A 24,822-nucleotide genomic window follows, 5' to 3' on the forward strand; every position below is an offset into this window, starting at 1 on the left:
TCTCCCTGAGGGAGAGGGAGAGGGAGAAAACCGAAGTTCCCTCTCCCACAGAGAGGGCGAGGGGGTTACTTAAATCCAACCCTCTCATGTGGTTGATAAACCGTTTCCAGCTCGGCAATCTCTTCTGGCTTCAGCGTTAAATCCACCGCTCCAAGCAAATCATCCAACTGATGTTCGCGAGAAACGCCAATAATTGGCGCGGCAATACCTCGTTTACTCAGCAACCATGCCAGTGCAACCTGCGCACGCGACACGCCTTTATCATCAGCGACATTCGCCAGGCGTTCGGCAATCATGGCATCGTTATCTTTACTGCCGTCATAGAGATTTTTACCAACCTCATCGGACACTGAACGTGCCGTGGTATCGCCCCACGGACGAGTCAATTTACCGCGAGCCAGTGGACTCCACGGGATCACCGCGATCCCTTGTTCGTAGCACAGCGGCAGCATATCGAGTTCTTCTTCACGATAGATCAGATTGTAGTGATCCTGCATGGTGGCGAAACGCGCCCATCCATGTTGATCCTGTAAGGCCAGCGCCTGCGCGAGTTGTGAACTGTGCATCGAGGACGCGCCGATATAACGCGCTTTACCCGCTTTCACCACGTCATTGAGCGCTTCAAGCGTCTCTTCAATGGGCGTGTTGTAATCCCAGCGGTGGATTTGCAGCAGATCGACATAATCGGTGCCGAGGCGGCGCAGGCTGTCGTCTATCGAACGCATAATTTGTGGACGCGAAAGGCCTTCCGCTAAATCACCGACCGGGAAGTACACTTTGGTGGCGAGAACGGCATCTTCGCGACGCATGAAATCTTTAAGAGCGCGCCCGACAATCTCTTCGCTGCTACCGTCGGAATAACTATTGGCGGTATCAAAGAAATTAATGCCGTTATCGATGGCGTGCTTGATGATGAGGCGGCTGCTCTCTTCGGGAAGCGTCCAGGCGTGATTGCCACGGTCTGGCTCACCAAAGGTCATGCAACCCAGGCAAAGACGGGAAACCTTGAGGTCTGTTTTTCCTAACGTGTTGTATTGCATGGTTCCACTCCGGCTATTCAGGTTCTTTAAGCATAGCAGGAGTGGAGCAGGGGATTATTTGAGCCAGTCGCGGATCTTGGTTTCCATACCAATTGCATCAAGACCGATGGCGGCGCGCGCTTCTTCCTGCGTGCCTTGCGGAATAAAGTAATCCGGCAGACCGATATTGAGAACCGGAACCACTTTACGATTAGCCATCAGCACTTCATTCACGCCACTGCCAGCCCCACCGATAATGGCATTCTCTTCAATGGTCACTAACGATTCGTGGCAGCCTGCCAGTTCAAGAATCAGCGCTTCATCGAGCGGCTTCACAAAGCGCATATCGACCAGCGTTGCGTTAAGTGACTGCGCAACGGCCTCGGCTTCTGGCAACAAAGTGCCGAAGTTCAGCAGCGCGACTTTTTCACCTGCGCGTTTCTTCACGCCTTTGCCGATTGGCAGTGATTCCAAAGGTTGCAACTCAGCGCCCGTCCCGGTTCCACGCGGATAACGCACGGCAGATGGGCCGTCGTTGTAGTGGTAACCCGTATGTAGCATCAGGCGGCATTCGTTTTCATCGCTTGGCGTCATGATGACCATTTCCGGAATGCAGCGCAGGAAGGAGATATCAAACGCGCCCTGGTGGGTTTGCCCGTCAGCACCGACAATTCCGGCGCGGTCGATGGCAAACAACACCGGCAGTTTCTGGATAGCGACGTCGTGAATCACCTGATCGTAAGCACGTTGCAGGAAGGTCGAATAAATGGCGACAACCGGCTTGTAACCGCCAATCGCCAAACCTGCGGCGAATGTTACGGCGTGCTGTTCGGCGATGGCGACATCAAAATATTGCGACGGGTACTGGCGTGAAAATTCAACCATGCCCGAGCCTTCGCGCATTGCTGGCGTCACGGCCATGAGTTTGTCGTCATGGGCGGCGGTTTCGCACAGCCAGTTACCAAAGATTTTTGAATAGCTCGGCAGGCCACCAGATGCTTTTGGCAGCGTGCCGCTTTGCGGGTCAAACTTAGGCACCGCATGGAAGCTGATAGGGTCTTTTTCCGCTGGCGCGTAACCACGACCTTTTTTGGTCATGATGTGCAGGAATTGCGGGCCGTTCAGGTCACGCATGTTTTTGAGCGTGTTAACCAGCCCGACCACATCGTGTCCGTCAACCGGGCCAATATAGTTAAAGCCTAACTCTTCAAACAACGTACCCGGAACGACCATGCCTTTCAGGTGTTCTTCGGTGCGTTTGAGCAGTTCTTTAATTGGCGGTACGCCAGAGAAGACTTTCTTGCCGCCTTCGCGCAGAGATGAATAGAGTTTGCCTGAAAGCAGTTGTGCGAGGTGGTTGTTCAAGGCCCCGACATTCTCGGAAATCGACATTTCGTTGTCGTTGAGTATCACCAGCATGTTCGGGCGAATATCACCGGCGTGGTTCATCGCTTCAAAAGCCATGCCTGCCGTAATCGCGCCATCACCAATCACGCACACGGTGCGGCGGTCTTTGCCTTCTTTCTGAGCGGCAACAGCGATACCGATTCCGGCGCTGATGGAGGTGGACGAGTGACCCACACTCAGAACGTCATATTCACTTTCGGCACGCCATGGGAACGGATGCAGGCCGCCTTTCTGGCGGATGGTGCCAATTTTGTCACGACGTCCAGTAATGATTTTGTGTGGATATGCCTGATGACCGACATCCCAGATCAGCTGGTCGAACGGTGTGTTATACACATAGTGAAGCGCCACGGTCAGTTCTACCGTGCCAAGACCAGAGGCAAAGTGCCCGCTGGAGCGGCTTACGCTATCGAGCAGGTAACGACGCAGCTCGTCACAAAGTTTCGGCAAGCTCTCTTTTGGCAACAGGCGTAGCTCAGGGGCTGACTCCACCAGTGCGAGGGTCGGGTATTTGGCAATATCAAAACTCATTAGAAACTCATCGTGGTTTTTACCCTTCATCCTTCAAGCCTGCGCCTGAATGCCAAAGAGTAAGTTAATAATTATTTATCACGTTGGATGATGTAGCTCGCTAACGCTTCCAGTGCGGTAGTGTCTAACGACTGGCGAGCCAAGCCTTCCAGCGCCCTCAGAGAATCCTGGTAAAGATCCCACGCTTTAGTTTTGGCATTTTCTAGCCCCAGCAATGCCGGATAAGTGCTTTTACCCAATTGCTGGTCGGCGCCCTGGCGCTTACCCAATGTTGCGGTATCACCGATAACGTCGAGAATATCGTCCTGAACCTGGAATGCCAGGCCGATGCTTTCTGCATAACGGTCCAGCAATGGCAGTGCGTTACGGCCAGCTTCACCGGCACTCAACGCGCCCAGGCGAACAGCGGCACGAATTAACGCTCCGGTTTTATGACGATGAATACGCTCGAGGCTTTGCAAATCGACATGCTTGCCTTCGGCTTCAAGATCCAACGCCTGGCCGCCACACATTCCCGCCACACCGCTAGCCACAGCCAACTCTTTTACCATCGCTAATCGATCAGCAATAGCAACACCAGGCATAGGGGCATCACTGAGTATAGAAAACGCCAGCGTTTGCAGAGCGTCTCCGGCTAATATCGCGCTGGCTTCACCAAATTTAATGTGACAGGTGGGCTGCCCACGACGCAGATCGTCATCATCCATGGCGGGTAAATCGTCATGAATCAAAGAATATGCATGGATGCACTCAACTGCCGCAGCAGGCGCATCCAGTGTTTCTTGCGCTATGCCGAACATTTCTCCGGTCGCATAGACCAGAAAAGGGCGGAGTCTCTTCCCACCAAATAATGCGCCATAATGCATTGCCTCAACCAGAGGAGTGTTCTGAAACGGTAGCGGTGCCAGAAAACGCAGCAGCGCATCGTTGGCCCGTTCTGCGTGGGCCTGCAACTGATGGTTAAAATCCATTTACTCGTTATCCGGGGTAAAAGGCTTGAGTGGGGCGTCTTCGCTATCGTTTAGCAGGATTTGTACGCGTTGTTCTGCCTGTTGCAGTTTCACCTGACCCTGGCGCGCAAGTTGCACACCACGTTCAAATTCATTTAACGCCTCTTCGAGCGCTAAATCTCCGCTCTCCAGACGAGTAACAATCTGCTCAAGCTCCACAAGCGCAGTTTCAAAACTGGCCGGGACTTCGGTTTTTTTCGGCATAGTGAATGTCTGACTCTAATAATTTTTGCGACTCTGCAATGGTAGCGGAAACTGACAAGCAAGTAACCATGAGCATGTTGGTTAGCAGAGGTTAGTGATATACTTGCGCGCCTCGGATGCAGCGGCAACTCGCCGTTGCAGTTCTTTAAGTCTTCCAGCCCGCATGATTAGTCATGCCTGGCTCATCAACGAATCTAAGCCGCCATGAAGTTTATCATTAAATTGTTCCCGGAAATCACCATCAAGAGTCAATCTGTGCGCATACGCTTTATTAAGATGCTCACCGGGAACATTCGCAACGTTTTAAAGCACTACGATGAAGACCTGGCGGTTGTTCGCCATTGGGACAACATTGAAGTTCGCGCTAAAGATGAAAATCAGCGCATCGCCATTCGTGAAGCGCTGACCCGCATTCCTGGTATCCACCACATTCTTGAAGTTGAAGATGTGCCATTTACCGATTTGCATAATATCTTCGAACAGGCGCTGGAGCTTTATCGCGAGCAACTGGAAGGCAAAACCTTCTGCGTGCGAGTGAAACGTCGTGGTAAGCATGAGTTTAGTTCGATTGAAGTTGAACGCTATGTCGGCGGTGGCCTGAATCAGCACATTGAATCGGCGCGTGTAAAACTGACTAAGCCTGATGTGACCGTTAATCTGGAAATTGAAAACGATCGCCTGCTGCTGGTGAAAGGCCGTTATGAAGGTATCGGCGGCTTCCCGATTGGTACCCAGGAAGATGTGTTATCGCTGATTTCCGGTGGTTTCGACTCCGGTGTTTCCAGCTACATGCTGATGCGTCGCGGTTGCCGCGTGCATTACTGCTTCTTTAACCTGGGTGGTGCAGCGCACGAAATCGGCGTCAAACAAGTCGCGCATTACCTGTGGAACCGTTTCGGCAGCTCCCACCGCGTGCGTTTCGTGGCGATCAACTTTGAGCCTGTGGTGGGTGAAATCCTCGAGAAAGTCGAAGACGGCCAGATGGGCGTGGTGCTTAAACGTATGTTCGTGCGTGCGGCTTCCCGTGTTGCAGAGCGCTACGGCGTGCAGGCACTGGTTACTGGCGAAGCGCTGGGCCAGGTTTCCAGCCAGACGCTGACCAACCTGCGTTTAATCGACAACGTTTCCGATACGCTGATTCTGCGCCCGCTTATTTCTCACGACAAAGAGCACATCATCGATCTGGCGCGTGAAATCGGTACCGCTGATTTCGCTCGTACCATGCCGGAATATTGCGGTGTTATCTCGAAAAGCCCAACCGTCAAAGCGGTGAAGGCGAAGATTGAAGCAGAAGAAGCCAACTTCGATTTCTCGGTCCTCGATCGCGTGATTGAAGAAGCGACCAACATCGACATCCGTGAAATTGCCAATCAGAGCAAAGAAGTGGTAACGGAAGTTGAAACCGTTGGCGAATTTGGCCCGAATGACGTGTTGCTGGATATTCGTTCTATCGACGAACAAGACGATAAGCCATTTAAGCCAGAAGGCGTGGAAGTGGCGTCGCTGCCGTTCTATAAACTGAGCACCGCATTTGGCGATTTGGATCAGAGCAAAACATATTTGCTGTGGTGCGATCGTGGTGTGATGAGCCGTTTGCAGGCGCTGTATCTGCGTGAGCAAGGTTTTGAGAACGTGAAGGTTTATCGCGCTTAATTCCACACCCTCATCCCAGCCTTCTCCCCCAGGAGAAGGAGAAGAACGGTTTTTCCCCTCTCCCTCAGGGAGAGGGCCAGGGTGAGGGTGGTTTAGTAATCTCTGTAACTGTAAATTCCCGCCGCCATCACCAATTGCTGTGAAACCTCATGAGCTTTTTCACGGCTCACCAGCAAATCAATAATCTTCAGCGCGAAATCTATTGCCGTACCCGGCCCCTGGCTGGTCAGCAGATTGACGCGTGGGTCCCAGACGATACGTTTATCCTGCCATTGTGCTTCTGGAATCGTCTCTTTCAGCCCCGGAAAACCAGTCATATTGGCGATTGGGAAAAGCTCATGCGGAACCAATACCGTACCGGCTGCGGCACATATCGCGGCAACGATGCGCCCCGAAAGATGGAACTGGCGTACGGTTTCCACTAACAGCGGGCTGTCACGGAAACATTCGGCCCCTTTCAAACCACCGGGCAAGACAATGACATCAAACTCGCCGTCTGCCACTTCAACCAGCGGGGCATCTGCCAGCAGTTTTACCCCTCGTGAACAGACAATCGTGAGATTTCCGTCACTGGCAACGCTGGCGGTCGTCACGCTGATTCCGGCTCGCACCAGAAGATCGATGGTGGTAACGGCTTCCGTTTCTTCAGTTCCAGGAGCCAGGCAAACCAGTGCTCGTGCGCTCATACTCATTCTCCTTACGCTTAATCAGCTCATACAAGCGGCTGTTCACCGGCACTGAAAGGCCATGGGCGCGCGCGCGTTGCAGTAAATAACCGGTAATGTAATCAATCTCGGTGTGACGTTGCACCCGAACATCCTGAAGCATCGAAGAGATGTTCGCAGCGGTGCTTTCGATAACTTCTTCGACATAAAAAAGCAGCGCTTCGGCTGATGTATGGTGGCCTTCACGTTCCATCACCATCGCGACTTCATTGCAAATTTGGCTCACTTCGCCAGGGTAGTGACGTAATTCCCCATTAGGGCAATTGTAGAGCGCGGTGAGCGGGTTAACCACGCAGTTCACCGCCAGCTTCTTCCAGTTAGCCGCCATAATATTGTTGTGCCAGGCTATTTCCGGTAAAGCGTGGTGCAGCATATCGGCCAGAAAACTAAAATCGTTGCCTGCTGCATTGCCGGGACCAATATGCGTGATGCCGTTAGCAACGTGAATAATCATATTGCCATCATGACGTGCTGCGTGCGTAGTGACTCCAGTCAATAACGGTTGAGAGAGTGTGGCGAGTTCCTCAAGCGTACCCATTCCATTGTGCAAAAGCAGAATAGGGCAGGTGACGGGAAGCCGCGCTGCGAGTGTTTTCACCGCAGTGGAAACCTGCCAGGCTTTAAGTGTGACCAGCAATAATTCGCTGCTGGCGAGAAAATCAGGATCGTTGGCCGTCAGCGTTTGGTTAAACACGCTACCGTCGGTTTCGAGTACATTGACATGGCAAAAAGGCTGCGGCACACGCAACCATCCCTGAACCTCATGTCCTTGCTTATAAAGTGATGCCAGCCAAAGTTGGCCAAGTGCACCGCAACCCAGTACGGTGATTTTCATTTTGCCTCCTGCCAGCAGATGTTTGTCTTAATCTATATTATACAGAGCTCTCTACTGCTTTAACGGGTTGTTTTGCGTGGCCCAGCAGGTATTATGCAACGCAACAAAAAGAGAGGGAGAAGAAAGCATGCCATCTTTTGACATTGTGTCTGAAATTGATATCCAGGAAGTGCGTAACGCGATTGAAAACGCGGAGCGTGAGGTTGCTACTCGTTTTGACTTCCGCAATGTACCGGCGACATTTGAACTGAATGAGAAAAATCAGTCCATTAAAGTAGCCAGTGAGTCTGACTTCCAGGTCAACCAGCTGTTGGATATTCTTCGTGCCAAGCTGCTTAAGCGCGGTATCGAAGGGGCTTCAATTGATGTGCCGGAAGAGTTCGTGCACAGCGGTAAAACCTGGAGCGTTGAAGCGAAGCTCAAGCAGGGCATTGAATCGACTATCGCCAAGAAAATTGTGAAGCTGATTAAAGACAGCAAAACCAAGGTTCAGGTGCAGATTCAGGGCGAAGAGTTGCGTGTAACGGGCAAATCTCGCGACGATTTACAGGCCGCAATGGCGCTGGTTCGTGGTGGTGATTTGGGGCAGCCGTTCCAGTTTAAAAACTTCCGCGACTGATTTACGCCCTCACCCCGGCCCTCTCCCCCAGGAGAGGGGGAAAACCTATCAAATGCCCTCTCCCTGTGGGAGAGGGGTAGGGTGAGGGTTGTTTTTACCCTTTTACCAACTGCTCAATCTCAAACCGATTCGTCAGTTTGCTGTCTATCTTCACGTAAGCACTGCGTTCCTGCGCAATAATATTCACATCACTCACGCCATTTTGAGCAAGTATTCGTTGCTTCAGCGTTTCGTCATCCGCCACATCTTCCGGTAATTCAATACGCAAGCTTGCGACATACGGTGGCTCAGTCATCGTGCTGCTTACCAGCAACCAAATCATTGCCAGCAATGCGCCCGCGAGGAAAACGGTTTGCGAATCAAATAATCCGTCAATCCAGCCGCCAAATGAACCGCCAATCGCCACACCCAGGAACTGGCTGGTGGAGTAAATTCCCATCGCTGTGCCTTTATAACCGGCTGGCGATTCTTTGCTGATAAGTGACGGTAAGATGGCTTCCATCAGGTTAAAGGCGAGGAAGAACAACTGCACGCCTAACACCAGTTCCCAGAAATGCGGGCCGGAACCCCACAGCACAATCTCAGCAATCAGCAGTAGCGCAACGCAGCCAACAAAAACGCGTTTCATGCGGCGTTTTACTTCCGCATAAATGATAAAGGGAACGACCGATGCGAAAGCAATGAGCATCGTGCACAGATAGATTTTCCAGTGCTCGGAGGCCGGGAAACCCGCCTGTTCGAGTTGACCGGGTAGGGCGACAAACGTCGACATCAACATGATGTGCAGGCACATGATGCCGAAGTTCAGCTTGAGTAATTTCGGTTCTGCCAGCACTTTGCTAAAGCAGCCTTTCACCATGCCGGACTCACGGTTTAGCACGTGGCTTTTAGAATTCGGCACCACCCAAAGGGTGATTAAAATGCCGCAGGTCGCCAGAATCGCAATCATCCAGAACAGCGCATTTAAGCCCAGGTTATGAGTGATTATTGGGCCGAGCACCATGGCAATGGCGAAAGTGACGCCAAAGCTGACGCCGATAAACGCCATGGCTTTGGTGCGATTCTGTTCGCGGGTTAAGTCTGAAAGTAGGGCCATAACCGCAGCGGCAATCGCGCCGGAGCCTTGCAATGCGCGGCCGAGGATCACGCCCCAGATGGAATCAGAAAGTGCGGCAATAACGCTGCCCAGCACGAAAATTAAGAGTCCGCCGATAATCAGCGGCTTGCGCCCAATTCGGTCGGAAAGTAGACCAAAAGGAATCTGGAAGATAGCCTGTGCGAGGCCATAAATACCGATGGCGATACCAATCAGCGCTTCGCTCGCGCCCTGGAGTGCCATGCCATAAGTGGTAAGAACCGGGAGCACCATAAACATGCCGAGCATGCGTAGTGAAAATACCGTGCCTAAACCCCACGTCGCACGTAACTCGACGGGCGTCATTTTATAATCGTTCATTACCACCTCTGATAAAAAGCCGGCCTTAGTGTAGTGCGTGGGAAAAGGAGGGTAAATGGATAGATTGTTAACACAAATAAAAAAGGGCGCAAATGCGCCCTTTTAAGAGGTTCACGACTTACCAGACGTAAGTCATCAGATTTTGTGAATCTGGCACCATAAAGTCGACTGACATCATTACGCTGAGTGAAGTGATGGCAACGATTGAAAAGACGAACAGTTTGCGCGCCCAGACTTTATCGTCTTCGACTTTATACCCACGCAATGCCATGCCTAACCACCAGACGCTTACTGCGGCGGCTACAACCAGATATTTCCATCCGGCATAACCGCCCAGTGACAGCATCAACGTTGCGACGGCAAAGGCGATGATATAAACCGTAATGTGGTTTTTTGCGACCGAAATTCCTTTAACCACCGGCAACACCGGAATGTTAGCGGCCTGGTAATCTTTAAAGCGGAAGATGGCAATCGCATAGGAATGCGGCATCTGCCACAGGCTAAAGATAGCCAGCAGGATCAAAGCACCGGCATCAAATTCATTGGTGACAGCGCAGTAACCAATAACCGGCGGTGCGGCACCGGACAGGCTACCGATCAGCGTGCCGTAGACGGAGTGGCGCTTCATGTACAGGCTATAAACGCCGACATAAACCACAAAGCCCATCACGCCTAACCACATGGCCAGCGGGTTAGCACCAAACCACAGCAGCATGAAGCCAGCAATACCCAACAAGGTGGCGTATACCAGCGAGGTTTTCGGCGCAATCAGGCCTTTGACCAGAACCCTGTTCTTGGTTCTCTCCATTTTGCGGTCGATGTCGCGGTCAATGAAGTTGTTATAAACACAACCCGATGCCACGACCAACGACACCCCAACCAGGGTGGAGATAAACAGGGTGTAATCAATACTGCCCTTTGAGGCCAGTAAAAATCCGCCAATGACAGAAATTAAATTGCCGAAAATAATTCCTGGTTTAGTGACTTGTAGGTACCGCTTCATCATATAGGCTGCTCTTAGTGAACCATCATGTTCTGGTTGAGGTTCCACATAATCCAGATAGAGCCGACCACCAGAATGGCAATTATTAGCGCAGTAAAGGCAAAGGCTACCAGGTTCCAACGTTCCTCAGAAGAGGTGTTCATGTGCAGGAAGCACACCAGGTGAACCAAAATCTGTACTACCGCACTGCCCAGCACCACGCCAAGAATCACGGCGTGGGAGGCGGTACCTGTCATGACCATCCAGAACGGAATTGCCGTCAGGATGATCGACAGGATAAAACCTGTCATGTAGGTTTTAACGCTACCGTGGTGGGCGCCAGCGTGTTCATTTGAATGGCTCATTACATCGCCCCCATCAGATAAACAACCGAGAATACGCAGATCCATACTACGTCCAGGAAGTGCCAGAACAGGCTCAGGCACATCAGGCGAGTGCGGTTAGCACTGGTCAAGCCGCGGCGATAGACATGGAACATCATCAACGCCATCCAGACCAGGCCAGAAGTTACGTGCAGACCGTGCGTACCGACCAGGGCAAAGAAGCCTGACAGGAAGCCGCTACGATCCGGCCCGAAACCTTCCACAATCAGATGATGGAATTCATAGATTTCCATCGCGACGAAGCCCGCACCGAACAGGAAGGTCATCGCAAGCCAGGAAATAACCTGGCTCTTGTTGCCTTTGTTCATGGCGATAATCGCCATGCCGTAGGTGATGGAGCTGAATAGCAGCAGGGCAGTTTCAACCAGCACAAATGGCAGTTCGAAAATGTCTTTCCCTGTCGGACCGCCGGCAGTGCCGTTCACCAGAACGGCATAGGTAGCAAACAAGCAACAGAACAGAATGCAGTCGCTCATCAGGTAGATCCAGAAACCAAAGACTTTGTTGGTTCCTGCATCGTGATGCCCATGCTCCGCAGCGTGGGCGTTAGCGTGAGTGAGAGTTTCAGTTGACATTTTTCAGCCCTGCTTTGGTAATTTCATCGAAGTGCTGGTTTTCCAGTTTTTCGACTTCCGCAACCGGAACGTAGTAATCCACATCTTCGTCGAAGCTTTTCGCAATCCAGGTGATGATGATGCCTGCGAATGCCGCAATCGCCATCCACCAGATGTGCCAGATCATCGCGAAACCAAACACGGTAGCGAACGCGGCAATGACGATGCCCGCAGCGCTGTTACGTGGCATATGAATTTCTTCATAATGCGTTGGCTGTTTGTACGCTTCGCCTTTCTCTTTCATTTCCCAGAATGCATCACGTTCATGAACGTGCGGCAAGTGAGCAAAGTTGTAGAACGGAGGAGGGGAAGAAGTTGACCACTCCAGCGTACGGCCACCCCACGGGTCACCTGTCAGGTCACGGTTCTGCTCGCGGTCACGAATAGAGACGTAGAACTGAATCAACTGAGACAGAATACCCAGAGCAATCAGACCCGCACCACAAGCTGCAACAACCAGCAGAGTGTGGAACTGTGGATCAATCTGTTGGCTCAGGCGACGGGTCATACCCATGAAGCCCAATACGTACAGCGGCATAAATGCGACGAAGAAGCCGATGATCCAGAACCAGAAGGCACGTTTACCCCAGGTTTCGTTCAGGGTGAAGCCGAAGGCTTTTGGCCACCAGTAAGTCAGGCCAGCGAAGCAACCGAATACCACACCACCGATAATCACGTTATGGAAGTGAGCAATCAGGAACAGGCTGTTGTGCAGTACGAAGTCAGCACCCGGAACCGCTAACAGAACACCGGTCATGCCACCAATAGAGAAGGTGACGATGAAGCCAATGGTCCACAGCATCGCGGAGTTGAACTCGATACGACCCTGATACATGGTGAACAGCCAGTTGAAGATCTTCACCCCTGTTGGGATGGCGATGATCATTGTGGCGATACCGAAGAAGGCGTTGACGTTCGCGCCGCTGCCCATGGTGAAGAAGTGGTGCAGCCAAACGATGAACGACAGTACCGTAATCGCGATGGTCGCCCACACCAGAGAGGTGTAACCGAACAGGCGTTTTTTCGAGAATGTCGCAACCACTTCGGAGAACACACCAAACACAGGCAGTACCAGGATATAAACTTCCGGGTGGCCCCATGCCCAGATGAGGTTGATATACATCATCATGTTGCCACCCATATCATTGGTAAAGAAATGGGTGCCAAGGTAGCGGTCAAGGGTTAACAGTGCGACGGTCACGGTAAAGATTGGGAATGCCGCGATAATCAGTACGTTGGTACACAGCGAAGCCCAGGTAAACACCGGCATTTTGAACATAGTCATGCCAGGCGTACGCATATTCAGGATAGTCACGAAGAAGTTAATACCCGTTAATGTCGTACCGATCCCCGAGAGCTGGAGTGCCCATATCCAGTAGTCGACGCCGACCCCCGGACTGTACTCTATGCCCGATAGCGGCGGATAAGCCACCCAACCGGTCTGTGCGAATTCACCCACCCCAAGAGACAGGTTAACCAACACCACACCTACAACAGTGAACCAGAAGCTCAGGTTGTTCAGGAATGGGAAGGCAACGTCACGCGCACCAATCTGCAACGGCACGACGATGTTCATCAGGCCGATAACAAATGGCATCGCCACGAAGAAGATCATGATTACGCCGTGGGCAGTAAAGATCTGGTCGTAGTGATGAGGTGGCAGGAAGCCTGCTTCTCCGGCGGAAGCCAGAACCTGCTGGCTACGCATCATGATGGCGTCAGCAAAGCCACGCAGAAGCATGACGATTGCGACAATCACGTACATTATGCCGAGGCGTTTGTGGTCAACCGAGGTGAACCACTCTTTCCATAAATATTCCCACTTACCGAAGTAAGTGATAGCTGCAACTAGCGCCAGTCCCCCGACGATAATTGCTGCCACCGTAACCATGACAATGGGTTCATGGTATGGGATTGCATCCAGTGTAAGTTTTCCGAACATCGTATTATTCCTCGGCCCCTTAGTGAGAGGTTTCCGCGTGACTCATGTCCATGCCTTCCATTCCTTCGTGCGCTGCATGCTCGCCTTCAGGTTGGGTCATGTCCATGCTCTTCCCGTGCCCCATGAATTTGCTAATAACGTCTTTAAACAAATCTGGCTTAACAGCGGAGAAGTATTCGACTTTGTTGTATTCGCTAGGCTGTGCCAGTTTCTCGTAAGTTGCCATATCGTTCATGACTTCCGGAGACTGTTTGGCTTTAGCTACCCACTGGTTAAAGGTGTCCATATCTGGGGTGGCGATTGCCTTGAACTTCATCCCAGAGAAACCTTTACCGCTGTAGTTAGACGAAATACCGTCGTAGGTGCCTGCTTCGTCTGCAATCAGGTGCAATTTAGTTTGCATACCTGCCATTGCGTAGATTTGGCTGCCCAGGCGCGGAATAAAGAAGGAGTTCATCACTGAGTTAGAGGTGATTTTGAATTCCACCGGGGTGTTGGCCGGGAAGGCAATTTCATTGACCGTAGCAATACCTTGCTCTGGGTAGATGAAGAACCATTTCCAGTCCATAGCGATAACTTCGATGGTCACCGGCTTCGCATCGTGAACAAGCGGTTTGCTTGGCTCAAGAGCGTGCGTGGTTTTCCAGGTTAGTACCGCGAGGAAGATGACGATAAGGATAGGAATCGTCCAGACCACAGCTTCAACTTTGTTCGAGTGCGACCAGTTGGGGCTGTATTTGGCGTTTTTGTTTGATGCACGATATTTCCAGGCAAAACCGATAGCCATTGCGATAGCGGGTATAACGACTATCAACATCAGCCCGATCGCTGTCAGTATCAATGAACGTTGTTCCAGTCCAATTTGTCCTTTGGGGTCCAGAAGTGCAGAATCACAGCCACTCAGTAAAAAAGTGCCTGTAATTAATGCCAACCATCCCAAACTTTTATTGTATTTCCTGAGTCTCATTTAACGACCTCAATTCCGGGGAGCTCTAATTGTCGTTTAAAGTGTGGAGGCATTTTACGGGAAGGTTACATTACTGTAAACATGAATGGCATAGTGTCAGTGTGGTGTTACTGGGTTCTGCCAACAATGTCACATAGAATGCAACAAACTGTAAAATCTCGAGATAGGCCGCGGCCCGGCAAGGTTATAACGAAAACCTATGTTGCCATTAATAGTACAGGTTAATTGGTATAACCAATCATTTTGTTAAACATAAATTTAACAAGTTAGCATCAATTGACAAACGAATTGATCTACAAATTTAATTAACCAAAAGCTGAATCGGTTAAAGGCAGGGTGAAAATAATTTCTCTGCTAATTATGTAAAAAAAGAGTCTTGCTTTCGGGAAATAATTCACTCAACTTATTGTCTGCGTATTAATTGAACAATATAGTCACGCGTCGAAACTTATTATTAATATTTATCTGGCGGTTTTAGACCAACGCCGTTTTTCGTAAAGCCAGATAATCAAGCAGCCCACCAAACAAAATCCCCCCAATTGCAAATAATGCCCCCCATTCGAGGAACTGAATGTTGAAGGCCCAGTTTGTGAGGCCGATGGCATTGGTAATCAACACAACCAACCACACCGCGAGAAGTGCGCAGCCCAGCATTAATGCGCGAAGCGCAATGCGATAGGCCGATGAAAATTCACTGCGTGGAATGAAGCTATCGTTATTTTGCGTATATTCCAGCGTCGTTTTGCAAACTAAAAGCAGCAAGATGCCGGGTACCGCGGCGACCACGGAAAATAAGTAAAACGTAGGCCAACCCTGGGCTTCAACAAACCAACCGGCTATTGGCCCGACATAAACACGACCTACAGCCGAAAGAGCCGATAACAAAGCGAATTGGGTCGCGGAAAAAGATTTATTACACAGTGTCATCAGAAGGGCGACAAATGCTGCCGTACCCATCCCGCCGCAGAGATTTTCAAAGAAGACAGCGCTCGCCATGCTGATCATGTTTTTGTCGGTGACCGAGAGAATCCAGTAACCCGCATTGGACACCGCCTGCAAAATGCCAAAGATCAGCAACGCGCGGAACAGCGACAGGCGTTGCATCAAAATGCCGCCGTACAATGCGCCAATAATGGTGGCAATCAGCCCCAGCGATTTATTCACGACGCCGACTTCACCGGCATCAAAACCCACACCACGAATCAAAAATGTAGTCGTTAAACTCATGGCAAACGCATCGCCGAGTTTGTACAACACAATTAGCAGTAGGATAAGCCAGGCATTGTTGCGCCCAAAGAAATCACGCAAAGGGGCGACAACGGCTTGTTCAAGGCTTTTTGGAACGGGGATCGCATCAGTCGGTTCAGGCGCAAACAAAGTGGCAATGATACAAGGCAGCATTAATGCGGCCATCAGCCAATACATGCCTTGCCAGCCGAGGTATCTATCCGCAAGCCAGAGCGCCAAACCACCAGAAACCAGCATCGCCAGGCGATAACCCAACACACTGATTGCTGCGCCCGTGCCGCGTTCTTCTGCCGGAAGAATATCGGTTTTCCAGGCGTCAAAGACAATATCTTGTGAAGCCGAGCAGAAAGCAATGATGACCGCTAGCGCCGCCATCCAACGCAACTGCGAGCCGGGTTCAAGGAAGCCCATGCCCGCAATAGCAATCAATAACAAGACTTGGGTAATCAGCAGCCAACCACGACGACGCCCCAGCAGCGGCGGCGTATATCTGTCCATAATCGGCGACCACAGAAACTTAAACACATAGGCTTGCCCGACGAGCGAGAAGAAACCAATGGTTTTAAGATCGATGTTTTCCACCGTCATCCATGCTTGTAGCGTGCCGGAGGTGAGGGCGAGAGGGAGGCCGGACGCAAAGCCTAAAATCAGAAGAATGGCTGATTTAGGTTGCTGGAAGAGACGCAGATAATGGTTGGGCATACTTTGCTCTACAGCCAGCCCGCATGACACGGGCTGGTGGGGTATTGATTAACGAGCGTTCTGCTTAATAAAGTCGTGAACGCTGGTGTCCTGAGCCATATCAGCAATGGTATCAGTCAATACGGAGTTCACCGCGTTGGCGATATTCTTGTTGGTAGCCTGGAACGCCCCTTCTACGTTATAGCTAGAACGGTAGTTTTTGGTCATCTTGTTGCCATTTTTTGCTGTCGCAATGATCACGATGTCAGCTTTAGTGGCGATGTTGTAGCGCACGCTGCCCTGAGACACGTCAGCAAATAACTGGTTTACGATGATTTGCAGATCAACCGGGCTGTTTGGCCCAACCATGTAACCACGTGCAGTCATCTGTTTTTCCAGCACTTCTTGCAGCAAGAAGCGCAGGTCACGAGATGGAGTCAGCGTAACCAGTTGGTTATCACGGGTGACTTTCGCCAGCGCCTGGTCTTTACGTTGATCAGCACCGTTGATGCTTACAGTTACGCCCATCAGGCTTGGGTCTTGCTGTGGCAAGCTGATCGTCGGAGAAACATCAATGGTCGTTGGTGGTGTTGCGCAGCTGGCCAGCATAAATACGGCGACCAACGGGAATAATAATTTTTTTAACATGTTCGCTATCTCAATGTACTCAAGGGGCAGGCAGATAAAAAATCACGCCATCATAACACTGCGGTTGCCCAGTGGAAGTAGCTAACGCACGTAATTTCATCGCGTTGCGCTTTTTCTGAGCGGTTGCAAAGCTATCTGACCACTTTGCCCCCAATTAGTGCCGTAATCACATTAAGCTACAGGGGCTTGGCTCAGAAAATAGGACGAAAGCTAAATAATTGTTGGAATTCCGTTAATAAAACGGCTAAAAGCGGCTAACATTTAAAGGGATGAGTGGCATCTCTACGTAGTCGAGGAGAAAGTTCATGATGATGCGCGAGCAAATAGAATCAAAATTAAGGGCAGCGTTTGAACCCGTGATCCTGGAAGTCGCGGATGAAAGCTATCGTCACAATGTCCCGGCGGGTTCAGAGAGTCATTTTAAAGTGGTTCTGGTCAGCGATCGTTTTGTGGGTGAGCGTTTTTTAAATCGTCATCGTATGATTTATGGCACTTTAAGTGCGGAACTCTCGTCCACAGTGCATGCGCTGGCCCTGCACACCTATACCATTAAGGAATGGGAAGGATTGCATGACACTATTCTCGCCTCCCCACCTTGTCGTGGAGCAGGTTCAATCGCCTGAAGTTAACCTTCAGGCTTGCAACTAAGGGAACTTTTCCTTTATGTTGCGGTATATGAATCGTGTTTTACAAAACGGCCTGCGGGCCGTTTTGTTTTGTCTGAAATAACCCTTGTTTTTCCAGGGGCAGGACAATAAATCCAAAAGAACTGTGAAAAGGGCCGCAGCAACACTGTGTTGCCGTTCTCGACTCACCTTGGTGATGCCGCTATAATGCTGCGTCTTATTTTTCGGAATGTCTTCGGGACGATTCTGACGACAGGGAATGTGATTCTGATTCAGAAGGCATCCCGGTTCTGTGGAGCGCAAATGAGCACTTCCAGAGTTGACCGAGCACTGTGATTTTTTGAGGTAACAAGATGCAAGTTTCAGTTGAAACCACTCAGGGCCTTGGCCGCCGTCTCACGATTACTATCGCTGCAGACAGCATCGAAACCGCTGTAAAAAGCGAGCTGGTCAACGTGGCAAAGAAAGCCCGTATCGACGGTTTCCGTAAAGGAAAAGTGCCGATGACTGTTATCGCACAACGCTATGGCGCTTCTGTTCGCCAGGACGTGTTGGGCGAACTGATGAGCCGCAACTTCGTTGACGCGATCATCAAAGAAAAAATTAATCCAGCTGGCGCACCAAACTACGTTCCAGGCGAATACAAACTGGGCGAAGACTTCACCTACGCGGTTGAGTTTGAAGTGTACCCAGAAGTTGAGCTGCAAGGTCTGGAAGCAATCGAAGTTGAAAAACCGGTTGTTGAAGTGACTGACGAAGACGTTGATGCAATGCTGGACACCCTGCGTAAGCAGCAGGCGACCTGGAAAGATTCTGACGCTGCTGTAACTGCAGAAGACCGCGTTACCATCGACTTCACCGGTTCTGTAGACGGCGAAGTATTCGAAGGCGGCAAAGCGTCTGACTTCGTACTGGCAATGGGCCAGGGTCGTATGATCCCTGGTTTCGAAGAAGGTCTGGTTGGTCACAAAGCTGGCGAAGAGTTCACTATCGAAGTGACCTTCCCGGAAGACTACCACGCTGAAAACCTGAAAGGTAAAGCGGCTAAGTTCGAGATCGTTCTGAAGAAAGTTGAAGAGCGTGAACTGCCAGAATTTACTGAAGAATTCATCAAACGTTTTGGCGTTGAAGATGGTTCAGTTGCGGGTCTGCGTACCGAAGTTCGTAAAAACATGGATCGTGAGCTGAAAGGCGCAGTGCGTAACCGCATCAAGTCTCAAGCAATCGACGGTCTGGTTAACGCGAACAACATCGACGTTCCAGCTGCACTGATCGACAGCGAAATCGACGTTCTGCGTCGCCAGGCTGCTCAGCGTTTTGGTGGCAACGAGAAACAAGCGCTGGAACTGCCACGTGAACTGTTCGAAGAACAAGCTAAACGTCGCGTAGTTGTTGGCCTGCTGTTGGGCGAAGTGATTCGTACCCACGAGCTGAAAGCTGACGAAGAACGCGTTAAAGGTCTGATCGAAGAAATGGCTTCTGCCTACGAAGATCCGACTGAAGTTATCGAGTTCTACGGCAAAAACAAAGAACTGATGGACAACATGCGTAATGTTGCTCTGGAAGAACAAGCTGTTGAAGCAGTACTGTCTAAAGCGAAAGTGTCTGAAAAAGCGACTACCTTTAGCGAACTGATGAACCAACAAGCGTAAGCATAATTTTTGGCATCATCGCCAAAATATTGCTGCATCAAGCCCGTCACCCAATGGTGGCGGGCTTTTTTTATCAGTGACTCCCTGAAAACACATCAATAAAACGCAGTTTCAGGGTTAGCGTAACAAGAAAAGGTTGTTATGCTTGAAACAGGGTAAGCTCATCCCCATAAATACGGGTATGGCTAGAAAACAGAACCCCTGACTGATAATCCGTCCATTTAAGGTTGGAGACGCAAGGAGCTTAGTCTTCTTTTAAGGAGCGTAGTCTTCTTTTATCGTCTCAAGTAGAATCAGTGCAGCAGGTATCGAAGGCTCAATTATTCCAGGAGACGGAAATGTCATACAGTGGCGAAAGAGATCAATTTGCACCCCATATGGCCCTGGTGCCGATGGTTGTTGAACAGACATCGCGTGGCGAGCGTTCATACGATATCTATTCCCGCTTGCTCAAGGAACGTGTCATCTTTATGACAGGCCAGGTCGAAGACCATATGGCTAACCTTATCGTGGCGCAGATGCTGTTCCTGGAAGCAGAAAACCCAGAAAAAGACATCTATCTCTATATCAACTCACCAGGTGGCGTCATTACCGCTGGGATGTCTATCTACGATACGATGCAATTTATTAAGCCGGATGTCAGCACTATCTGTATGGGACAGGCCTGTTCTATGGGGGCTTTCCTGCTGACCGCTGGTGCTAAAGGTAAGCGTTTCTGCTTGCCGAACTCACGAGTCATGATTCACCAGCCGCTGGGTGGCTATCAGGGGCAGGCAACGGATATCGAAATCCATGCGCGTGAAATCCTGAAAGTCAAAGCGCGTATGAACGAACTTATGGCGCAACACACGGGCAAATCTCTTGAAGAAATAGAGAGAGACACAGAGCGTGACCGTTTCCTCGCAGCAAGTGAGGCGGTAGAGTACGGCTTAGTTGACTCAATCCTGACTCACCGTAGCTAATGCCCGATAACAGTGAGCCGTATACTATAGTTACTGTAGTGGCTCATAGTGCGCTTACGATTGGCTGCGCCGTAGAATGGCACTTGCACCGTCTCGTACGGTGCAAAGAAACAGAAAAGAGGTTTTACCGATGACAGATAAGCGCAAAGACGGTTCAGGCAAACTGCTTTACTGCTCTTTTTGCGGCAAAAGCCAGCATGAAGTGCGTAAACTGATTGCCGGGCCGTCAGTGTATATCTGCGATGAGTGTGTCGACTTATGTAACGACATTATTCGCGAAGAGATTAAAGAGGTCGCACCGCACCGCGAGCGTAGTGCGCTGCCGACTCCGCATGAAATCCGTCACCATCTCGATGATTACGTCATCGGTCAGGAACAGGCTAAAAAAGTCCTGGCGGTTGCGGTTTATAACCATTACAAACGTCTGCGTAACGGCGACAGCACCAACGGTATCGAACTGGGCAAAAGTAATATTCTGCTCATCGGGCCGACGGGTAGCGGGAAAACCCTGCTGGCTGAAACCCTGGCGCGTTTGCTGGATGTTCCATTCACCATGGCAGATGCCACAACGTTAACCGAAGCGGGTTACGTGGGTGAAGACGTTGAAAACATCATCCAGAAACTGCTGCAAAAATGTGATTACGATGTGCAAAAAGCACAGCGCGGTATCGTGTATATCGATGAGATCGACAAAATCTCCCGCAAATCTGATAACCCGTCCATCACTCGTGATGTGTCTGGTGAAGGTGTGCAGCAGGCGTTGCTGAAACTTATCGAAGGTACCGTTGCAGCGGTTCCACCGCAGGGTGGACGTAAACATCCACAGCAAGAATTCTTGCAGGTTGATACCTCCAAGATTCTGTTTATCTGTGGTGGTGCATTCGCAGGCCTCGATAAAGTTATCGCTAACCGTGTCGAAACCGGTTCTGGTATCGGCTTTGGTGCGACCGTAAAAGGTAAGTCTCAGAAGGCGACTGAAGGGCAGTTACTGGGCCAGGTTGAGCCGGAAGATCTGATCAAATTTGGTCTGATCCCTGAGTTTATCGGCCGTCTGCCAGTTGTTGCTACGCTGACTGAACTGAGCGAAGAAGCACTGATCCAAATCCTGAAAGAACCGAAAAACGCCCTGACTAAGCAATATCAGGCGTTGTTCAATCTGGAAGGTGTGGATCTGGAATTCCGCGACGAAGCGCTGGATGCGATTGCCAAGAAAGCAATGGCACGTAAAACCGGTGCTCGTGGTCTGCGCTCCATCGTTGAAGGTGCACTGCTCGATACCATGTACGACCTTCCTTCCATGGAAGACGTCGAGAAAGTGGTGATTGACGAGTCCGTCATCGACGGTCAAAGCAAACCATTATTAATTTATGGTAAGCCAGAAGCGCAACAAGCATCCGGTGAATAATTCGCCAAAATAACCAGTCAGTTAGTATAAAAAGGGGGATTTATATCCCCCTTTTGCTTTTCCTTCATTCCTGCCATTGAATGTGCGGGAAACATCCCAATATACTGACTTACTTGTTGGTGATGCCATAAAAGCGGAGGCATTGCCCCATCACCAGGCGGACCTTAACTAAGAGAGAGCTCTATGAATCCTGAGCGTTCTGAACGCATTGAAATCCCCGTATTGCCATTGCGCGATGTGGTGGTTTATCCGCACATGGTAATTCCACTGTTTGTCGGGCGAGAAAAATCCATTCGTTGCCTGGAAGCGGCCATGGATCATGATAAAAAAATCATGCTGGTGGCGCAGAAAGAAGCCTCGACAGATGAGCCAGGTGTTAATGACCTGTTCTCAGTGGGAACCGTCGCATCCATTTTGCAAATGCTGAAACTGCCAGACGGCACGGTAAAAGTGCTGGTTGAAGGTTTACAGCGTGCGCGTATCACCACGCTTTCTGACAACGGTGACCATTTCTCAGCGCAGGCTGAGTACCTGAATTCGCCAGCTATCGAAGAGCGCGAACAGGAAGTGCTGGTGCGCACCGCAATTGGTCAGTTTGAAGGCTACATCAAGCTGAACAAAAAAATCCCGCCAGAAGTGCTGACATCGCTGAATAGCATTGATGATCCTGCTCGTCTGGCTGACACCATTGCGGCCCATATGCCATTGAAACTGACTGATAAACAGTCCGTTCTTGAGATGTCCGATATTAACGAACGTCTTGAATATCTGATGGCCATGATGGAGTCGGAAATCGATCTGCTGCAGGTTGAGAAGCGCATTCGCAACCGCGTTAAAAAGCAGATGGAAAAGAGCCAGCGTGAGTACTATCTGAACGAGCAAATGAAAGCCATTCAGAAAGAACTCGGCGAAATGGACGACACGCCAGATGAAAACGAAGCGCTAAAACGCAAAATCGACGCGGCTAAAATGCCGAAAGAAGCGCGTGAAAAAACCGAAGCGGAACTGCAAAAACTGAAAATGATGTCGCCAATGTCTGCGGAAGCTACCGTGGTTCGTGGTTACATTGATTGGATGGTGCAGGTTCCATGGAATGCGCGCAGTAAAGTGAAAAAAGATCTGCGTCAGGCGCAGGAAGTCCTCGATACCGATCACTACGGCCTTGAGCGCGTGAAAGATCGTATCCTGGAATACCTCGCAGTCCAGAGCCGCGTTAACAAGCTCAAAGGGCCAATCTTGTGCCTGGTAGGGCCTCCAGGTGTAGGTAAAACCTCACTGGGTCAGTCCATCGCACGTGCGACAGGACGTAAATATGTGCGCATGGCTTTGGGTGGCGTACGTGACGAAGCTGAAATTCGTGGGCACCGTCGTACTTACATCGGTTCCATGCCGGGAAAACTGATTCAGAAAATGGCGAAAGTGGGCGTTAAAAACCCATTATTCCTGTTGGATGAAATCGACAAAATGTCTTCTGATATGCGTGGCGATCCGGCATCTGCTCTGCTTGAAGTGCTTGATCCAGAACAGAACGTGGCGTTCAACGACCATTATCTGGAAGTGGATTACGATCTCAGCGATGTGATGTTTGTAGCAACGTCCAACTCCATGAATATTCCGGCGCCATTGCTGGATCGTATGGAAGTGATTCGTCTGTCCGGTTACACCGAAGATGAAAAACTGAATATTGCTAAACAACACCTGCTGACCAAGCAAATTGAACGCAACGCGCTGAAAAAAGGCGAAATTACCGTTCACGATAGCGCTATTACCGGCATCATTCGTTACTACACGCGTGAAGCAGGTGTGCGTAGTCTGGAACGTGAAATTTCCAAACTGTGTCGTAAAGCGGTTAAACAGTTGCTGCTGGATAAAACGCTCAAACACATCGAAATCGACGGCGATAACCTGAAAGATTTCCTTGGCGTGCAGCGCTTTGACTATGGTCGTGCAGACAGCGAAAACCGCGTAGGTCAGGTAACAGGCCTTGCGTGGACCGAAGTTGGCGGTGATTTGCTGACTATCGAAACCGCCTGTGTGCCGGGCAAAGGCAAGCTGACTTACACCGGTTCTTTGGGTGAAGTTATGCAGGAGTCTATCCAGGCTGCACTGACCGTGGTGCGCGCGCGTGCAGAGAAATTAGGCATCAATGCTGATTTCTATGAAAAACGCGACATCCACGTTCACGTACCGGAAGGTGCGACACCGAAAGATGGCCCAAGCGCGGGTATTGCGATGTGTACCGCGCTGGTATCTTGCCTGACAGGTAATCCTGTTCGTGCAGATGTGGCGATGACCGGCGAAATCACGCTGCGTGGTCAGGTTCTGCCAATCGGCGGTTTGAAAGAAAAACTGCTGGCGGCACACCGTGGCGGCATTAAAACTGTTCTGATTCCGGATGAAAATAAACGTGATCTGGAAGAGATTCCTGACAACGTTCTCGCCGACCTGGATATCCATCCGGTGAAGCGAATCGAGGAAGTTTTGGCTCTTGCCTTGCAGAATGAGCCTTACGGAATGCAGGTCGTCACCGCAAAATAGTGACCTGACGCATATTCAGTGCATAAAATCAGAGCTGGCTGGTGAATTGTCACTTGCCAGCTTTTTTTGTATCGCTACTTTAGACTGCTGGTGATGCGTGCCATTAACAACGGGTGTTGTAAGGGCATGACAGGCCTGATATAACTGCTGCGCGGTCGCACTTTGAAGGATACTGGTGCGATATAAATTATAAAGAGAGGAAGAGAAGAGTGAATAAATCTCAACTGATAGACAAAATTGCCGCAGGTGCTGATATTTCTAAAGCCGCGGCTGGACGTGCATTAGACGCTGTGATTGCTTCTGTTACCGAATCTCTGCAATCTGGGGAAGACGTGGCATTGGTTGGCTTTGGTACCTTTGCTGTTAAAGAGCGTGCTGCCCGTACAGGCCGTAACCCTCAGACCGGTAAAGAAATCACTATCGCTGCTGCAAAAGTCCCAGGGTTCCGTGCTGGTAAAGCGCTGAAAGAAGCGGTTAACTGATTTATCGTCCGCTTCAGGGCAAGGTTAATCTAGTAAAGTTAGGTCAGGGCGCATCGTTAGATGTGCCTTTTTTTATGCATGGCTGTTAATTTTGCGCATGTTTGATGATTTGAACCTGTTTTCTTGTCACAATACCCGCTTGCACGCAGCGGCACAGCAGTACGCGTATTCAGGGATGCCCATTTAGCGACTGCGCTGGGTTTACCATTCAC

The 24,822-nt window shown here is 50.4% G+C and carries 22 protein-coding genes; 8 read left to right on the forward strand and 14 right to left on the reverse strand.

Features of this window, described 5'->3' with window-relative positions:
• Positions 1 to 65: 65 nt before the first annotated feature.
• The 4 genes from AC0IWZ_RS03815 to xseB all read right to left on the reverse strand — a co-directional run bounded on the left by AC0IWZ_RS03815 (position 66) and on the right by xseB (position 4,171).
• The gene (locus AC0IWZ_RS03815; RefSeq protein WP_410372373.1) at positions 66 to 1,040 is read right to left on the reverse strand and encodes an aldo/keto reductase; all 975 of its coding nucleotides are present in this window, start codon (positions 1,038 to 1,040) and stop codon (positions 66 to 68) included.
• Positions 1,041 to 1,094: 54 nt separating this feature from the next.
• On the reverse strand, positions 1,095 to 2,957 hold the full coding sequence (dxs, locus tag AC0IWZ_RS03820) for a 1-deoxy-D-xylulose-5-phosphate synthase (protein WP_034493830.1): 1,863 nt from the start codon (positions 2,955 to 2,957) through the stop codon (positions 1,095 to 1,097).
• A 71-nt stretch (positions 2,958 to 3,028) separates the two neighbouring features.
• Positions 3,029 to 3,928, reverse strand: a complete 900-nt coding sequence (gene ispA, locus AC0IWZ_RS03825) for a (2E,6E)-farnesyl diphosphate synthase (protein ID WP_034493700.1) — start codon at positions 3,926 to 3,928, stop codon at positions 3,029 to 3,031.
• Positions 3,929 to 4,171: an exodeoxyribonuclease VII small subunit gene (gene xseB / locus AC0IWZ_RS03830; protein ID WP_034493701.1), complete on the reverse strand. Its 243-nt coding sequence runs from the start codon at positions 4,169 to 4,171 to the stop codon at positions 3,929 to 3,931.
• A gap of 204 nt (positions 4,172 to 4,375) precedes the next feature.
• Here xseB and thiI point away from each other — a divergent pair, with 204 nt between their 5' ends.
• Positions 4,376 to 5,824 (forward strand): tRNA uracil 4-sulfurtransferase ThiI, encoded by a 1,449-nt coding sequence (gene thiI / locus AC0IWZ_RS03835; protein WP_471678123.1) that lies wholly within the window; start codon positions 4,376 to 4,378, stop codon positions 5,822 to 5,824.
• A gap of 92 nt (positions 5,825 to 5,916) precedes the next feature.
• On the opposite strand, the gene yajL is transcribed toward thiI, so the two are convergent.
• Positions 5,917 to 6,510 (reverse strand): protein deglycase YajL, encoded by a 594-nt coding sequence (yajL, locus tag AC0IWZ_RS03840; protein ID WP_410372370.1) that lies wholly within the window; start codon positions 6,508 to 6,510, stop codon positions 5,917 to 5,919.
• A complete protein-coding gene (panE, locus tag AC0IWZ_RS03845; protein WP_471678122.1) occupies positions 6,470 to 7,384 on the reverse strand; it encodes a 2-dehydropantoate 2-reductase in 915 nt (304 codons plus the stop codon). Before panE ends, yajL begins: the two co-directional genes overlap by 41 nt.
• 127 nt (positions 7,385 to 7,511) lie before the next feature.
• Here panE and AC0IWZ_RS03850 point away from each other — a divergent pair, with 127 nt between their 5' ends.
• Positions 7,512 to 8,003 carry a YajQ family cyclic di-GMP-binding protein gene (locus AC0IWZ_RS03850; RefSeq protein WP_064516617.1) on the forward strand — a complete coding sequence of 164 codons (492 nt, stop codon included), beginning with the start codon at positions 7,512 to 7,514 and terminating at the stop codon, positions 8,001 to 8,003.
• A 94-nt stretch (positions 8,004 to 8,097) separates the two neighbouring features.
• Here AC0IWZ_RS03850 and AC0IWZ_RS03855 read toward each other — a convergent pair whose 3' ends face one another.
• The 8 genes from AC0IWZ_RS03855 to AC0IWZ_RS03890 form a co-directional block, all read right to left on the reverse strand.
• Entirely contained in the window at positions 8,098 to 9,459 is a 1,362-nt protein-coding gene (locus AC0IWZ_RS03855) for an MFS transporter (protein ID WP_471678121.1), read from the reverse strand.
• Between the two features lie 118 nt (positions 9,460 to 9,577).
• Complete coding sequence (gene cyoE, locus AC0IWZ_RS03860; protein ID WP_034493708.1) at positions 9,578 to 10,465, reverse strand: heme o synthase; 888 nt, start codon at positions 10,463 to 10,465, stop codon at positions 9,578 to 9,580.
• Between the two features lie 11 nt (positions 10,466 to 10,476).
• Positions 10,477 to 10,806 carry a cytochrome o ubiquinol oxidase subunit IV gene (locus tag AC0IWZ_RS03865; protein WP_034493709.1) on the reverse strand — a complete coding sequence of 110 codons (330 nt, stop codon included), beginning with the start codon at positions 10,804 to 10,806 and terminating at the stop codon, positions 10,477 to 10,479.
• Positions 10,806 to 11,420 (reverse strand): cytochrome o ubiquinol oxidase subunit III, encoded by a 615-nt coding sequence (locus tag AC0IWZ_RS03870; protein ID WP_034493710.1) that lies wholly within the window; start codon positions 11,418 to 11,420, stop codon positions 10,806 to 10,808. The genes AC0IWZ_RS03865 and AC0IWZ_RS03870 overlap by 1 nt, the downstream gene beginning before the upstream one ends.
• Positions 11,410 to 13,401, reverse strand: a complete 1,992-nt coding sequence (cyoB, locus tag AC0IWZ_RS03875) for a cytochrome o ubiquinol oxidase subunit I (protein ID WP_410372367.1) — start codon at positions 13,399 to 13,401, stop codon at positions 11,410 to 11,412. The genes AC0IWZ_RS03870 and cyoB overlap by 11 nt, the downstream gene beginning before the upstream one ends.
• A 19-nt stretch (positions 13,402 to 13,420) precedes the next feature.
• Positions 13,421 to 14,368: a cytochrome o ubiquinol oxidase subunit II gene (cyoA, locus tag AC0IWZ_RS03880; protein ID WP_471678120.1), complete on the reverse strand. Its 948-nt coding sequence runs from the start codon at positions 14,366 to 14,368 to the stop codon at positions 13,421 to 13,423.
• A 474-nt stretch (positions 14,369 to 14,842) separates the two neighbouring features.
• Positions 14,843 to 16,318, reverse strand: coding sequence for a muropeptide MFS transporter AmpG (ampG, locus tag AC0IWZ_RS03885; RefSeq protein WP_471678119.1), 1,476 nt, complete (start codon positions 16,316 to 16,318; stop codon positions 14,843 to 14,845).
• Between the two features lie 48 nt (positions 16,319 to 16,366).
• Complete coding sequence (locus tag AC0IWZ_RS03890) at positions 16,367 to 16,945, reverse strand: lipoprotein (protein ID WP_034457986.1); 579 nt, start codon at positions 16,943 to 16,945, stop codon at positions 16,367 to 16,369.
• Between the two features lie 305 nt (positions 16,946 to 17,250).
• Here AC0IWZ_RS03890 and bolA point away from each other — a divergent pair, with 305 nt between their 5' ends.
• The 6 genes from bolA (at position 17,251) to hupB (ending at position 24,610) form a co-directional block, all read left to right on the forward strand.
• Complete coding sequence (gene bolA / locus AC0IWZ_RS03895) at positions 17,251 to 17,568, forward strand: transcriptional regulator BolA (protein WP_034457988.1); 318 nt, start codon at positions 17,251 to 17,253, stop codon at positions 17,566 to 17,568.
• A 356-nt stretch (positions 17,569 to 17,924) separates the two neighbouring features.
• Positions 17,925 to 19,223, forward strand: a complete 1,299-nt coding sequence (gene tig / locus AC0IWZ_RS03900; RefSeq protein ID WP_034493714.1) for a trigger factor — start codon at positions 17,925 to 17,927, stop codon at positions 19,221 to 19,223.
• Between the two features lie 338 nt (positions 19,224 to 19,561).
• Complete coding sequence (gene clpP / locus AC0IWZ_RS03905; RefSeq protein WP_034457992.1) at positions 19,562 to 20,185, forward strand: ATP-dependent Clp endopeptidase proteolytic subunit ClpP; 624 nt, start codon at positions 19,562 to 19,564, stop codon at positions 20,183 to 20,185.
• A 130-nt stretch (positions 20,186 to 20,315) separates the two neighbouring features.
• Entirely contained in the window at positions 20,316 to 21,590 is a 1,275-nt protein-coding gene (clpX, locus tag AC0IWZ_RS03910; RefSeq protein WP_034457994.1) for an ATP-dependent protease ATP-binding subunit ClpX, read from the forward strand.
• A 183-nt stretch (positions 21,591 to 21,773) separates the two neighbouring features.
• Entirely contained in the window at positions 21,774 to 24,128 is a 2,355-nt protein-coding gene (lon, locus tag AC0IWZ_RS03915; protein ID WP_034493715.1) for an endopeptidase La, read from the forward strand.
• A gap of 209 nt (positions 24,129 to 24,337) precedes the next feature.
• Complete coding sequence (gene hupB, locus AC0IWZ_RS03920; RefSeq protein WP_034493716.1) at positions 24,338 to 24,610, forward strand: nucleoid-associated protein HU-beta; 273 nt, start codon at positions 24,338 to 24,340, stop codon at positions 24,608 to 24,610.
• The last annotated feature ends 212 nt before the right edge of the window (positions 24,611 to 24,822 follow it).

This window comes from Buttiauxella sp. AC142 (assembly GCF_979253435.1).